Origin of the sequence: Pontibacter sp. BAB1700, assembly GCF_000277005.1 — a bacterium.
GTDB lineage: Bacteria > Bacteroidota > Bacteroidia > Cytophagales > Hymenobacteraceae > Pontibacter > Pontibacter lucknowensis.
The window spans coordinates 1-13,864 of record NZ_AKIS01000115.1 but is presented as its reverse complement, the minus strand read 5'-3'; the positions used below and the strand labels follow the sequence as shown (position 1 = coordinate 13,864).

The window sequence follows — 13,864 nt, the reverse complement described above, 5'->3', positions numbered from 1 at the left end:
GGGTGTCTATTGCGTTAAGTCAAGCACTTTGCATCGGTCGTAGTCCGGATCGATCTCAATGAATACGGTGTCAATGTTTTTTCGGAACCACTCATCCACAGCTTTGTCCCTTTTCTGTGCCAAGGCGGCAGCGGCGATCTTCTGGTAGTCGTCGCGCAGGTTGGCAAGGTGAGGAGACGATTTGTAACGAAGCTGGATGATGCGGGCTGCTTCTCTACCGTCAGGCGTTGTGAAGGTAACCGGCTTCGACACATCACCAACTTTCATGGTGTCGATTACGAAGAATATACCTGGTTCCACTTCATCCATCGGGATGTAAGAGCTACCAGTCATACGGCTCATCAGGGTACCACCGTTGTCTTTTGTGTTCTTGTCGTCTGAAAAATCTTTGGCAGCCTTGGCAAAGCTGATGCTGTCATTCACGATCAGCGTACGCACACTGTCCAGGGCGGCGATGGCATCCTGCACATCCACACGGGCGGTGGCAGGCTTGATCAGGATATGACGTGTGTTGAACTCCTGGCCTTTGCGCTCGATCATCTGGATCAGGTGGAAGCCGAACATTGACTCTATGACATTAGACATCTGTCCCGGCTCGAGGCGCAGCGCGGCGGCTTCATACTCTGGTACCAGTTCTTTCTTCTTGAAGAAGCCCAGTTCTCCACCTGCTTCTGCTGAACCCGGGTCTTGCGAATACTCACGTGCCAGTGTGGCAAAGTCTTCTCCGGCCACAATGCGCTCACGTAAAGCTTCCAGTTGCTGGCGGGCAGCCTGCTTCTGCTGGCGGCTCACCTCTGCATACTTCACGATGTGGCTCAGTTGCACCTCGCTGGAGAAGTAAGGCAAGCTGTCAGCAGGGATCTGGTTGAAATAGCGACGCACCTCTTTCGGTGTAACGGTTACTTTCTCAGTGATATCACGCTGCATCTTCTCAGACACCATTTGGTTGCGAACAGTGCGGCGCAGTTCGTCGCGCAACTGCTTAATACTCTTTTTGTAATACTGCTCAAGACGCTCGGTGCCACCCACTTGTGAGGCAAGGTACTCAATTCGGCGGTTCAACTCACCGGTTACGGCAGCTTCCTCCACTACAACTGAGTCAATCTCGGCACGGGCCAGCAACAGCTTCTCCTGTACCATCGACTTAAGTATCTCGCACTTCAACGGCTCGTTCTGTTCGCTTGGCTGCTGTTTGTTCTGGGCCAGGTACTGCAGGTAGCTGAATTCAAGTTCGGAACGCAGGATCACATGGTTGTCTACCTTGGCAATGATGCCGTCCAGTTTTTTCTGGGTAGGTGCTTGTGCCGTAGCTGTAAATACTGTGATCAGGCTGAGCAGTAGCAGGGCCAGGTTTTTCGTTTTATAGATTGTGTTATGCATGTTGGCTTCTATCGGTTCTCTCGTTGCGGACCCGCTTTATTTTCTGATAATTTTATCGACCTCTGTCTGGTTAACACTAACAGGGTTCTTTTCCTGTAGCTGCTTTACCCACTGCTCGTCCAGGTAGTTCTGGTAGTCGGCCGTTACCTGACCTCTCACTTCAGAAAGCTGCTTTGGAGCAGGAGCCAGTACGTCGTGCACGATCACCAGGTACTGGCGTCCGTTCAGTTCGGTATTATAAGATCCTTTTTCCCACTTCACAGCGTCCACAGCTTTGTTTTCGCCTTTCTGGAATTTTTTCTCGACGATCTGTACACCCAGCGGGTTGCCAGCATTCAGGTTGTCAGCCAGTGCGCTCAACTCTGAAGAGTAAAGCGTGAATGACACGCGTCTGTTGCGGCGGCGACCTGTTTCGGTATTGTCAGCAGCGGCTTGTTTGGTTTTGCCCAGTGCTTTGGAGCTGAGCTGGTCTGATGCTACGCCACGGGCCGTCAGGTAAGCCATTATAGCTTGTGAGCGCTCTGCGGAAAGATCACGCTTGCCAGCTGCTTCGCGTGCATCGGCATGGCCATTCACTTCCAGCGTCAGGTTTGGGTTGTTGCTTAAGCGGTCAGCAAGTTCGTTCAGTCGGGCCATACTTGCCTGATCCGGGGTGGCGCTGTTTGTTTCGAAGGTAATATCAGCAGGTTTGCCGTTGCGTACCTCGTAGCGGCGCTCGCTCAACTGCTGCTGTGCTTTGGTGAGCAGTTCCGCATTGGCAGCGCTGATCACGGTGGCATGTGCACGCTCTTTCCACTGGTACTTATCACGGTTCTGCTCAAAGTACACCTGGAGGCCAGCTGTGTCTTCTACCGCCTTTGACCATACCTTCTCGTCCATCAACTGGAACAGCAGGATACCGTCGTGGTACTCACGCACCAGCATGCGGTAATCCGGATACTTGTTCTCCAGGTTAGCACGCTCGTAGGCCAGCAGGCTCTTCTGCACGAAGTTGTCATAGAACGAGCTCATGTGGTGCTGTGGGGTGCCCGCCATACGCGGACGCTGCTCAGCCTTCACATAGGTATAGAAGTCGGCCACGGTATAAGGCTTACCCTGTATCGTGAACAGTGTATTCTTCAGTGTTTTATCAGCGGTATCATAGTCCCACTTGCCTTGCATCAGGGCATCTGTCGCCTTGCCCAAAGCAGCAGCTTTCACGGTGGCATCTTCGCTGAAGTTGTTTTCTGATTTGATGCGCTTCAGGAAGGCTGCTTTGTTCAGCTCGGAGCGGGAGTCTTTGGCAATCTTGTTGCGCAAGTTCTGCTCCATGTCCTCAAACGGAGGAAGCGATTGTTTGCCGATAAGCTTGATAATGTGCCATCCGTAAGGCGTCAGTACCGGAGGGGCCACTTCACCCTCTTTTTTCAAGGCAAATGAAACCTCCTCAAACGAAGGGATCATGCGGCCGGTACCGAACCAGGGCAGCTCCCCGCCGTTGGCGGCAGAGTTGGCGTCTTCAGAAAACTCAGCGGCCAGGCGATCCCAGCTCTCGTTGCGCTGCACGCGCTTGTAGATGGCATCGATGCGCTGCTTGGCTGCCAGCGAGTCTGCCTTCGGCATACCCGGTGTGGCACGTACCATGATGTGGGCGACTTTCACTTCGCCCTGTGCTGCACGCTTGTCGTTTACCTTGATCAGGTGATAGCCGAAGCGGGTGCGTACCGGCATCGAAATCTGTCCGACCGGAGTCTTGTAGGCAGCGTCTTCGAAGCGGTATACCATCTGCATGGCTGTAAAGTAGCCCAGGTTGCCACCGTTTTCAGCTGCCGATGGGTCGTGTGAAAACTCACGGGCAAGCTTTTCAAAGGCCTCTCCAGCCTCTAATCGCTTGCGCAGCTCCAGGGCCTGGTTGTAGGCAGCCAGTGTATCCTGCGGGCTTGGGTCGTTGGGTAGGCCGAGCAGTATGTGCGATGCGTTCACCTCCTGTTTCAGGCGCTCGTAAGCCTCCTGCACCAGCTGGTCAGTCACGCTTTTTTCGGTGAGATAGGGTTGGGCGAGTTGTTCCTTATAGCCCTCCAGTTCGCGCTTAAAAGCGGTGGTGGTATCCAGGCCACGGCTTTCGCCTTCCATCACCTTCAGCTTGAAACGGGTATAGAGATCGAGGTATTCGCTTACACTCTGGCGGGTATAGGCGTCTTCATTGCCTCCGTTGTTCTTCTCATACACATACTGAAACTCGGATGTGTAAATAGGTTGGGAGCCAATGGTCGCAATGATAGGTTCCTGCTTGTCATTCTTCCTGGTTGCGGTACAGCCAGCCATTAAGAGGGCTGCTGCCGCAACAAGTAGTTGATTGCTGCGCATAAATAGATGATAAACTAACGCTTGGTTTTGTCCTGACGAGGTCAGATCATGCAATTTTAGTTAATTTTTCTGACAGATTAGTCAAAAAGTACCACTATAATCCTATTGCATGCGATTTCGTTCCGGATAACGGACAAGGGGCGCTAAAAGTGTGCAGCTCAGCCCTATTTAATTTTTTTGTAGAGGAGGCAGGTGTTCTGCCTCGTGTTTGACTCGAACTCCACCCGATCCATAATGCGGTTGACGAGGGCGATGCCGACGCCCCCCTTTTTGCCGATGCGGATGTGTTCTTCGATGTTAGGCTCTCTGTACTCAGACCGTCGGAAGGCCACCCCATTGTCGATGATCTCGAATTTGAGCATGCCCGCTTTCTCTGTGATAGCGAGGGAAATGTTTTTGGACGGGTCTTCGTGGTTGGCGTGGATGATGAGGTTGGCGCATATCTCATCCACAGCCAATACGATCTGGTTCATCAGGATATCTGTCAGCTTATAGCCTGCCAGATACTCCGTGACGAAGTCCCGTATTTGCTTCAGATTTTTTTTAGTACAGCTAACTGTAATTTTATTATTCATCAGCAATGGTCATGGCTTCTTCGTAATCCGAAACGATAGTCATGAGCAGGTCGAGGCCCAGGATTTCGAACACGTTGCGCACTTTGTCCTGCATGTTGTAGAAAATGAGTTTGATCTGTGCATCTTCAAATCGCTGCAGGTGCGAAATGAATACCCCAAGGCCCGCAGACGAGATGTAGTTCAGGTCTTTGCAGTCTACCAGGATCTTGCTGTAGGTCATGATCTCGGGGTCGGAAAGCGCTTCATCGAGCATTACAGATGAGCTTGCGTCCAGTTCACCATCCAGGGTGATGATGATCGTTGTGTCTTTGATTTGGTTAGTAATTTTCATCGGCATCCTTTACGTATAACTATTCACTAGGTTGAGTCGGCTTAAACTTGATGACAAGCAGCGTCTGGTCATCATATAGGTTTTCTGTCAGACCGGTAAAGTCCTCCAGGTCGTTAATAATAGCGCACTTGATATCTTCGGCCTCCAGGTGGTAGGTCTGTGTGAGCATGTAGCGCAACCTTTCCTCTCCATACTCCTCGTTGGCTGGGCTGCGAGCTTCCACGATACCATCTGTGTAGATTACCATCACATCGCTCGGGTTGTAATCATAATACATTTCCCGAACGTGATTGTTATAACTTTTATCACGAATGATGCCAAGCCCCAGTCCGTCCGTTTGGAAATAGAAGGTGTCATCCATCATGGAATTGTAGTACAGGGTATGGCAGTGGCCTGCGCGGGCAAACATAAAGCCCTTCATGCGATAATCAATGATGTATAGCGCAGAAGTAATAAAAGAGGTTTTCTCAAGGCATCGGCTCAGGGCACTGTTGGCCTGTTTCATGAACTCGCTCGGCGGCATATCCTGTTGCATCAGGCCATGGAAAATACCCTTCATTTGGGCCATGTGGAAGGCCGCTGAAATACCTTTGCCTGACACGTCCCCTATGATAATGGCAATGCGTGACTCGCTGAGTTGCAGGAAGTCATAAAAGTCACCGCCTACTTCCTTGGCTGCTTTCGCGTGCGTGGAAATCTCAAACCAGCTGTCACTTGGGAATTTTTTCGGGATCAGGCTATCCTGTACGAGCGAGGCAATCTTAAGCTCTTCTTTATAACGCTCATTCTGCAACGACTCGTGTACCAATCGCAGGTTTTCGATCGTGAGAATGGTCTGGTTGGTGAAGGTGCGCAGTACATTCACGGTTTCCCTGTCAAAGCCCTGCTCTATATCCTTGAGCAGGTATAGCACCCCAAAGAGGTGCTTCTTGGACTTGATGGGCAGAATAATCAGCGACTTCCAGGGCAGCGTCAGGTCCCGGAAGCCAGGGTTACGGTCGAGGTTATTGTTGATGTAGTCGATGTGCTGGATGTTGTAGGCCAGCAGCAAGTGCCGTATACGCTTAATCTGCTCTTCTTCTATGGTGAGCTGATGACATAACTCTATTTCATCTTTTTTTTCGCCTTTGAATATCTCGAGCCAGGCAGCGCTGGCATCGGCCGCCTTCACGGTGCTCTCAAAAAGCATGTCGTATACCTGCTTCTCGCTTTGGCCCTGCTGTATGGACTGGCTCAGGCGCTGGAAGTTGAGCAGGTCTTCGCTCTTTTGCTCAAACACACTCGAGGTGGGTAAGCTGAAGAGTGCTACCAGGAAAGCGGCGAAGGTATACAGCGCCACAAAGAACATGGCCAGCAGCAGGAAACCTACATCGGTATAGTCGATTACCAGCAGCGGACTGTCTGCAAAGTTGTAGAAGAAGTCTGCGAAGATGTAGCAGGCCAGCAGGATGGCAACGAGCAAAATAAGCGACCTGCCCTTTTTGTTGAACGTCAGGTAGGCAACCCACTTCAGGTTAGTGCACAGGAACAAGGTATAGAGCCCGATCAGGCCCAGCAATGGCAAAAAGATCAGGCTGCTGTAGTTGAAGTTGAGCAGCGTGAGAATCAGGGTAGCGAAGAGCAGGATCTCGTACCAGTCCCAGGCGATCTGTATAAACTTATTTTTGTGGTAGAGGATCAACTGGCGCCACACATAGAAGGCTTTTGCCAGGAACAGTACCAACAAGCCAAAGTTGACCTGGTAGACCATGTGCAGTAGCAGCGGCGACTGTACATTAGAGTAGTTCGTCACCATGCGGTACACCATGTACAAGGCAACACTCAGGTAGGCGGCTATACCTCCTTTGGCAAAGATATTCCAGAGGTAGCCAATAAAGTCGATTCCCTTGAGATTGTCGGCACTCATGCGCTGGAAGCCAAAGACAGAGATGATGAAGACGACGATCAGGAAATTGTTGACGAAAGGCAGATCCAGGCCATTGGAGCTTTCCTGCCGCAAGCTCTCTGCCGCCAACAGCACATTAGCCAGCAGGAGTGACCAGCTGACCAGAGCCGAGGTAATAAATAGAGATTTCGCGTTGGTTCTATAAAGCATAAAACGGAAAACCGTGCTTAGTTTTATCGGCGACAGAAAATGGCTTGCCCGAGACTTTATCAGTTTGTAAGGTAAGAAAAATTTTTGCTCTTTGGCCAAGTTGTCGAGGTGAGTTTTTAAAGAACAACTTGCATAACGTAAAAAAGAAGAAGTAGGTTAGCAAAAGGCCAACCTACTTCTTTTATTGTTGTGTTATGAAATGACTAGCGGCTGTAGTTTGGAGCCTCGCGCATGATCTGTACATCGTGCGGATGACTTTCACGCAAACCAGCCCCTGTTATTTTTACCATCTTAGCGCTTTGGAGCGCAGGTATAGTCGGGGTGCCGCAATAGCCCATACCGGCACGGATGCCGCCTACCAGTTGGTAGATCACCTCTGACACCAGGCCTTTATAGGCCACACGTCCTACTATACCTTCCGGCACCAGTTTCTTGCTGTCTTTTTCGTTGCCCTGGAAATATCGGTCTTTCGAACCTTCTTCCATCGCCTCAATAGAACCCATACCGCGGTACGTCTTAAACTTACGTCCTTCATAGATGATCATCTCACCTGGCGCCTCTTCGGTGCCAGCCAGCAGAGAGCCTACCATTACAGTGCTTGCTCCTCCGGCAAGTGCCTTTACAATGTCACCCGAGAATTTGATGCCACCGTCTGCAATAACCGGTACGTCTGTTCCCTCCAGGCCTCTAGCGGCTTCCATCACAGCAGAGAGCTGCGGCACGCCTATGCCTGCAATCACGCGGGTAGTACAGATACTGCCCGGACCAACGCCCACTTTTACGGCATCGGCACCTGCATCGGCAAGGGCTTTGGCACCTTCGGCAGTGGCTACGTTACCAGCAATCACATCCAGGTTAGGGAAGTTGTCTTTGATCTTGCGCACCACATCGAGCACACCTTTGGAGTGGCCGTGGGCTGTGTCCACACTGATCACGTCTACGCCAGCCTCTACTAGTGCTTTGATGCGGTCCATCACGTCAGGCGTTACGCCTACGGCGGCACCTACACGTAAACGGCCGTACTCATCTTTGCAGGCGTTGGGGCGGTCTTTTTTCTTCAGAATATCTTTGTAAGTGATAAGGCCCACCAGGTTGCCTTCGCCATCCACTACCGGCAGTTTTTCGATCTTGTACTGCTGCAGGATGTCTTCGGCTTTTGCCAGGTCAGTGCCTTTTTCAGCTGTGATCAGGTTTTCGGTCGTCATCACGGCTCTCACGGGCTGTGTCAGGTCCTTCTCGAAGCGCAGGTCACGGTTGGTCAGTATGCCGGTGAGCTTGCCCTTGCCATTTGTGATCGGTATACCGCCGATCTTGTTCTCTGACATGATGCGGACGGCATCACCGAGCGTAGCATCTTCCTCCAACGTGATCGGATCGAGGATCATGCCGCTTTCAGAGCGCTTCACTTTGCGCACCTGCTCAGCCTGCGCCTTGATCGACATGTTTTTATGAATAATACCGATGCCTCCTTCCTGTGCCATAGCGATCGCGAGTTCAGCCTCGGTTACGGTATCCATAGCGGCAGAAAGCAACGGGATATTGATTCTTATGTTGCGTGTAAGCTGTGTGGAAGTATCAGTGTTGTGGGGGAGCACCTCGGAGTAGGCCGGGAGCAGAAGCACGTCGTCGTAGGTGAGTGCCTCAAATACAATTTTGGATTGATCAGCGATCATGGCAAATAAATTAGGGGTCCTTATTTGCCGCGTAAAATTACATAAATTAATCCGGATAATTTAGCAAGAGGTAGGAGAAAATTATTCAAAACCTGCTACACGGCTCCCATCAGAAATATTTTAAATTGTTAATAATTGTTCAGGAATGCTTGCGGGAAAATGCTGATAAAAAGAATGAGAACGTCTGACTTCAGCAGGTATAGCGTTATATCAGGTATAGCGTTATATTTAGTACATGCGCATGGTGGGGTCTACCTGTGTAGCCCAGGCATGAATGCCCCCTTTGAGATTAAGCAGATTGTCATAGCCAAGGCGCTGGGTAAGGTAATTGATGGCCTGTGCGCTACGGAAACCATGATGGCAGACCATGACCACCGGTATATCACGCCGGATGCGGTTCACCTGCCTGGGCAGTTCCCCTAAGGGTATTAGCTCACCACCTAGGTTGCATATCTCAAACTCCACAGGCTCACGCACATCTACAATCTGTAGTTCGGCGCTGCGGCCTAGTCTCTCTTTCAGTTCCTGCGCTGTGATTTCATCCATAATAATAAGGCTCCTGTCTTTGCTATACTTTTAGCTTTGGCGTTTTGATTTTGATTTACAAACTTAGCAACAAATTAGCCTAAATCATGGGCTTGTACAGGTATAGATGACAGGTTTTTACAATAGCATTCTGGAAGGGTTACAGGCCATGAGCCTGGTCGAGGTAATAGGCGTGATCACAGGTATAGCCGGGGTATGGCTGGCCGCCAAACAGAACGTCTGGACATGGCCTATCAGTGTGGTGAGTGTAACAGCTTATGTGTTCATTTTCTACGATGCCCGCCTCTACGCCGACATGGGGCTAAACGCCTTTTACATCATCACGAGTTTCTATGGGTGGTACGAATGGCTGTACGGCGGCAAGGGGCATACTGAGCGTAAAGTCACTAAAGTAGGTCAGAAGGAACTTTGGGTGTTAATCGCGCTGGTGGTAGCCTTTACAGGCGGGCTGGGCTATTTTCTTGATAACTATACCGATGCTGATTTATCCTACACGGACTCGGCTACCACAGCTGTGAGTCTGATGGCCTACTGGCTTATGGCCAAAAAGCGCCTGGAGAATTGGTTGGTGTGGCTGGCAGTGGATGTGGTGTACGTGGGAGTCTATACCTATAAGGAGTTATACTTGACGGCCTTCCTGTATTTTATCTTCCTGATTCTAGCCACTATAGGCTACCTGGACTGGAAACGTGACATGGAAAAGGAGACTGTAGCCCATGTTACAAAGTAATTGTTAGAAATGTCCTGTTTTATGTTTCTATCTTATGCAGTCATGGCATGGTATGTGCCGTACATGAGTGTAACTGAGGCAATAGTTGAATTTTAGTGCGCCAAAGTATGCGAGTACCTATGTTCCACGCTACAATGACACTATGTATGAAGAACTACAAGATAGAATTGCCGGACGAACTCAAGTATGAGAACCGTATGAAATGGGGCTACGAGTCTCCGGACGAAAGCCCCAAGCGCCTGATGCTATGTCAGCACGGCGATAGGCACCCCAAAGAGGTGGAGGTGTATAATTTTTATGATTATAGCTTCACTGAGAATTAAGAGTTTACGGAACCAACCAAGCTTATTTAGAAAAGGATGCATTTTATAAAATGTATCCTTTTTTTTATATAGTTATTTTGTTGGGCTCTTTACCATTACATTTTGGTGGTTCACCAGACTTAGATAGTATTAGGCTTATTATTTAATAAATAATTGAATTAATTATAATTAGAGGAGTATATTTATGTAGCATCCAGTTATAAAAAGTGTTGTTTCTATTTATGAATGTTATAAATACCTTGTAAAATTGGTAAGCTGGATATGGCTGGGCTTAGCGCCTGGGTGGTTATCTGCGAGAGAGAATAGTGTTGAACAAATCCATTACCTAATTCCTATGAAACAAACCCTTCCCATTCAAAAAATGCGGGCTATCGATTATTACATTGCCAACCTCAGCCAAGTCCATAATCTTTAAAAATTAAGATCACCAGGTGCAGTTTTAAACCCTGTTTTGATGCTGCCTGCTCCACTTATGTCGGTATCGCAAATACCGGCCTGGGACATCTCTGTCCATTATAAACCAAAAAACAAACTCAATTATCAACTTAAATTATGATGGTATGAAAAAATCAATCAATTATTCGCTGCTAATATTTTTATTCAGCTTTATCGCTTTTGCCTGTTCTAAGGAGGATGGGGATATGGGGCCTAGTGCTTCTATTAAGGGGGCATTAGTTAATGGCTCAGAACCAAATCCAGTTAATGTTGATGGGTATGATATTAACTGTTTAAGGTATGAAGGAGATGGCTTATGGTCAATTGTTATTGATGGAACTGAAAATGATCCACAAGATATCTCTAATTTCAGATTAGCTCTATTAGATTGCCCAGATCCAGAAGCATCAATTGTGCCATTAGGAGAAGGAGAAGGACAGCACGAAATATCTGCATATATTATAGTAGGGGGTGATAGAACTGATCTCGATCCCATTTATAATAACTTCAATTCAGCAGATTGTAATATTTTAGGTACAACTAGTAATGTCAAGTTTGAAACTCCCGATGTTGGTGAAGATTTAAGTGGTGCAATTGGGACTTTATACTTCACACTTGATCCTGCTATTACTTTAAGTGGGGCTATTATAGCTATAAAAGCTGGTCGATATTGTGAGAAAGGGGAAATAGAGACATGTTCTAACTATTGCGAAGAAGAGCCGCCAGTGAATGGTAAATGCTCTTATTCCCAAGGCTACTGGTTTGCTAGCCCTGTGTCTGTTTGGAGTTCGGTAGAAGTAGGTAATAGAACGATGACATATGATGATGCTAGAGCTTTATTTCGACAACCGAGAAGAACTGATGCTGATAAAGCATTTTTTCAGGCTGCAACAATCATACTAAGTGGATTGACTGCTGATGACTTGCCTACAGATGACGAAGACCATGGAAACGTTCAAAAAGCATATAATTGTATTGTAGCTTACTTTGCTAACTATCCAAACTCACCTTACCCCGTTTCAGGATGTGACTTTAGTAAATTGGGTAAATATGCAGGAACCATTGGTGACTGGATTGACGATAACCATTGCGAAGACGAGAATTCTGAAAAATAGATAATAGTCTCTTCACCATAGTGAGTACAAAATAAAAAGAGCAGTCGCTGCCACTAAATAGGTAAGGGGCAGCTCTTTTTGTTTATTGACATAATTAAAAATAGATAATTTATTCTATATAGTTTTATAAAAGTTGCCTTACACTTTAATTTATGTCATTCACCCGTCTTTAGATTACCTAAACTATTAATAGGAAAAAAATATCTATTTTTTTAAGTATTCATAGTATATTAGCTTAAAGCTCAACTATACAGCATCTGTCTATAAATAGATATTTGCAAAATAGCTAAACAACCGCCGATTAACCCCCTTGCTTATTCTGTAAGCCCTTGGTGACTGCACCCGCCTCACCAAATTCTGATTCCAACGGAACACATACATTGTTTACATCAACCAACTATGCAAAATGTATACTATCTATGGCGCTGCCTCTTACGGCCAGGCCCATCTTATGCTTTCCTTTCATTTTGCTAGGTAGTTCTTCAACTGCTTAAGCCTCCACTGTCTTCTGCACGCATTATCCCAGTGAGCGCACAATCACTAGGCAGGCACTGCTTTGCCTTTTTTCAAGACTAAAAACATAATAAACACATTCTAACAACCAGAAATATTTACACTTATGGAAAATTTTAACAATTACACGGGTAGGGCAAGAGATGCTCGCTCGAAGAACAAGCTGCTAGGGCTGTGGCGGTATGCTATGGTGTTAGTGGTAGGGTTACTATTAATAACTCCTTACTCTTTTAGCCAGAGTATCACATCATTTTCGCAGTATGCGAATAAAAATAAGGAATGGATTCCAGGCATTCTTCAGTCTTCAAAATCAGATTACTACGAAGGCTCATCAACTCTTCAAAGGCTGGTATTTGTGGGGATTCCTACTGCACAAAATAACCAATATGAATTAAAGTTTAAGGTATTAGCCACAAAGGGAGGTATAAATGCCTATGATTTTGTAACTGGTTATGACCAAGCCTTTAAGGATTTTTACAATATGACTGATCGAGAAATCATAGCTGATATTGCTACTAATAATCCTTTTGATCCAAGTGATCCAAATGACATGCTTCTGCTGGTTAAGTCATATGCTATTCCACAGCCTGCAAGTGAGGAAATAATTGACGCACTTTATAAATCTACGCATAAAGTCATTGCATCCTCCCCAAGTGCTGCATCATACACAAATGCAGGAAGGTCAGATGTAGGGGCTGCAGTCAGTTATTATGATGGAGGATCCTATCCAACATTGACTAGTAATCCAAGGGGGGTACAGTTATATGGTAATGCTCCAATATCTGGGGCACAACTTATTTTTGATGGTTACAGTGGTGTAGAGCCCAATACGGGAGATAACTATGGATTGTATACATTAAGATGGACGTCACAATCAACAAATTTAATGGTTTTAATGGCTGGTCACTTATCTATTGGTAGTTACGAGCCATACGCACCTTTAAATTACGGAGCTGGAAAGGGTTCTTCTTCTATTAGTGGTGGACCTTATCACTTTAAACTCGAGACTTTAAATGGAGCAAGTTTAGGTAATCAAGATAATCAAATACAGTCCGGAGCGATTATGCCACCACCATTATGTGATTTGCCCCCAGCAGGTCCTGTTTGTGTAGGTGAAATAACAGAGCATACCGTTACAGCTACTTCCGGAGCTTCTTATAAATGGACAGTTTCAGGAAATGGCGAGCTAGTAAATAATGCGACACCTCCAGTTGTTCTTTCTAGTCCATATACATCATCTTCAAACTCAATAAGAGTTAGAGCAACAGGGGGAGGAAGTTATACCATAACAGTCGAGATTTCTGCATCGGGTAGGACCAGGACATGTTCTGAAACTGTAACAGTGTACGCAAATCCTGATTTAGATGACTACGAGACGGACTACTGTGAGGACGACTTCGAGTCGATGGACTTAGCAGACTTTAACGAGTCGATAGCGCTGCATCAGATGATGATGTTGTTTGGTACAGTGATTCTGATAGAACAAACGTGGTGACTACTACTGGAGACCTAACTGTTGGGGAGCACAACTTTTATGCAACTGTGACAAACCCTAACGAGTGTTCTAGTAATGCCATGCTCACCATTACCATCCTAGAGGCCCCAGAACTGACAGCTCAGGTGGCGGACTACTGCGAGGACGACTTCGAGTCCCTCACTTTAGCGGACTTCAACGAGTCGATAGGTGCCGAAGCAGGGGATAACGTGGTGTGGAAGGACAGTGAGGGCAACACTGTGACAGAAACAGGCGAACTCGCTGTAGGCGAGCACACCTTTACTGCAACAGTGACCAGACCTTACGC

12 protein-coding genes are annotated in these 13,864 nt (G+C 47.3%); 5 read left to right on the top strand and 7 right to left on the bottom strand.

Translation table 11 applies throughout. The features are described 5' to 3' along the window. Nucleotides 1-6 precede the first annotated feature (6 nt). From O71_RS13855 to O71_RS13825, 7 genes are all read right to left on the bottom strand, one after another. A complete protein-coding gene (locus tag O71_RS13855; protein WP_007657837.1) occupies nt 7-1,380 on the bottom strand; it encodes a peptidylprolyl isomerase in 1,374 nt (457 codons plus the stop codon). Nucleotides 1,381-1,416: 36 nt separating this feature from the next. Further along, nucleotides 1,417-3,726, bottom strand: a complete 2,310-nt coding sequence (locus O71_RS13850) for a peptidylprolyl isomerase (RefSeq protein WP_040574298.1) — start codon at nt 3,724-3,726, stop codon at nt 1,417-1,419. 164 nt (nt 3,727-3,890) lie between these two features. Continuing rightward, a complete protein-coding gene (locus O71_RS13845) occupies nt 3,891-4,301 on the bottom strand; it encodes an ATP-binding protein (protein ID WP_007657835.1) in 411 nt (136 codons plus the stop codon). Next, nucleotides 4,294-4,632 (bottom strand): STAS domain-containing protein, encoded by a 339-nt coding sequence (locus O71_RS13840; protein ID WP_040574303.1) that lies wholly within the window; start codon nt 4,630-4,632, stop codon nt 4,294-4,296. Before O71_RS13840 ends, O71_RS13845 begins: the two co-directional genes overlap by 8 nt. A gap of 19 nt (nt 4,633-4,651) precedes the next feature. Then, nucleotides 4,652-6,727 carry a GAF domain-containing SpoIIE family protein phosphatase gene (locus O71_RS13835; protein ID WP_237717844.1) on the bottom strand — a complete coding sequence of 692 codons (2,076 nt, stop codon included), beginning with the start codon at nt 6,725-6,727 and terminating at the stop codon, nt 4,652-4,654. Between the two features lie 203 nt (nt 6,728-6,930). After that, on the bottom strand, nt 6,931-8,400 hold the full coding sequence (guaB, locus tag O71_RS13830; protein ID WP_007657832.1) for an IMP dehydrogenase: 1,470 nt from the start codon (nt 8,398-8,400) through the stop codon (nt 6,931-6,933). Between the two features lie 228 nt (nt 8,401-8,628). Beyond that, nucleotides 8,629-8,946, bottom strand: a complete 318-nt coding sequence (locus O71_RS13825; protein ID WP_007657831.1) for a rhodanese-like domain-containing protein — start codon at nt 8,944-8,946, stop codon at nt 8,629-8,631. Nucleotides 8,947-9,052: 106 nt separating this feature from the next. On the opposite strand from O71_RS13825, the gene pnuC reads away from it, so the two are divergent. From pnuC to O71_RS13805, 5 genes are all read left to right on the top strand, one after another. Further along, nucleotides 9,053-9,676 (top strand): nicotinamide riboside transporter PnuC, encoded by a 624-nt coding sequence (gene pnuC, locus O71_RS13820; RefSeq protein WP_007657830.1) that lies wholly within the window; start codon nt 9,053-9,055, stop codon nt 9,674-9,676. 146 nt (nt 9,677-9,822) lie between these two features. Further along, nucleotides 9,823-9,999, top strand: coding sequence for a hypothetical protein (locus O71_RS23945; protein ID WP_155800906.1), 177 nt, complete (start codon nt 9,823-9,825; stop codon nt 9,997-9,999). A gap of 560 nt (nt 10,000-10,559) precedes the next feature. After that, on the top strand, nt 10,560-11,549 hold the full coding sequence (locus tag O71_RS13815) for a hypothetical protein (RefSeq protein ID WP_007657829.1): 990 nt from the start codon (nt 10,560-10,562) through the stop codon (nt 11,547-11,549). Nucleotides 11,550-12,168: 619 nt separating this feature from the next. Next, nucleotides 12,169-13,557, top strand: coding sequence for a hypothetical protein (locus O71_RS13810; RefSeq protein ID WP_007657828.1), 1,389 nt, complete (start codon nt 12,169-12,171; stop codon nt 13,555-13,557). 47 nt (nt 13,558-13,604) lie between these two features. Next, on the top strand, nt 13,605-13,864 hold a 260-nt coding region (locus tag O71_RS13805; RefSeq protein WP_192811685.1), incomplete at its 3' end, for a hypothetical protein.

Excerpts from the sequence above, each read along its gene's own strand:
- O71_RS13855 (WP_007657837.1), bottom strand. The coding sequence starts at position 1,380 with ATGCATAACACAATCTATAAAACGAAAAACCTGGCCCTGCTACTGCTC.
- O71_RS13835 (WP_237717844.1), bottom strand. The coding sequence starts at position 6,727 with ATGCTTTATAGAACCAACGCGAAATCTCTATTTATTACCTCGGCTCTG.
- O71_RS13815 (WP_007657829.1), top strand. The coding sequence starts at position 10,560 with ATGAAAAAATCAATCAATTATTCGCTGCTAATATTTTTATTCAGCTTT.
- O71_RS13825 (WP_007657831.1), bottom strand. The coding sequence starts at position 8,946 with ATGGATGAAATCACAGCGCAGGAACTGAAAGAGAGACTAGGCCGCAGC.
- pnuC (WP_007657830.1), top strand. The coding sequence starts at position 9,053 with ATGACAGGTTTTTACAATAGCATTCTGGAAGGGTTACAGGCCATGAGC.
- O71_RS23945 (WP_155800906.1), top strand. The coding sequence starts at position 9,823 with ATGAAGAACTACAAGATAGAATTGCCGGACGAACTCAAGTATGAGAAC.
- O71_RS13810 (WP_007657828.1), top strand. The coding sequence starts at position 12,169 with ATGGAAAATTTTAACAATTACACGGGTAGGGCAAGAGATGCTCGCTCG.
- O71_RS13850 (WP_040574298.1), bottom strand. The coding sequence starts at position 3,726 with ATGCGCAGCAATCAACTACTTGTTGCGGCAGCAGCCCTCTTAATGGCT.
- O71_RS13845 (WP_007657835.1), bottom strand. The coding sequence starts at position 4,301 with ATGAATAATAAAATTACAGTTAGCTGTACTAAAAAAAATCTGAAGCAA.
- O71_RS13840 (WP_040574303.1), bottom strand. The coding sequence starts at position 4,632 with ATGAAAATTACTAACCAAATCAAAGACACAACGATCATCATCACCCTG.
- guaB (WP_007657832.1), bottom strand. The coding sequence starts at position 8,400 with ATGATCGCTGATCAATCCAAAATTGTATTTGAGGCACTCACCTACGAC.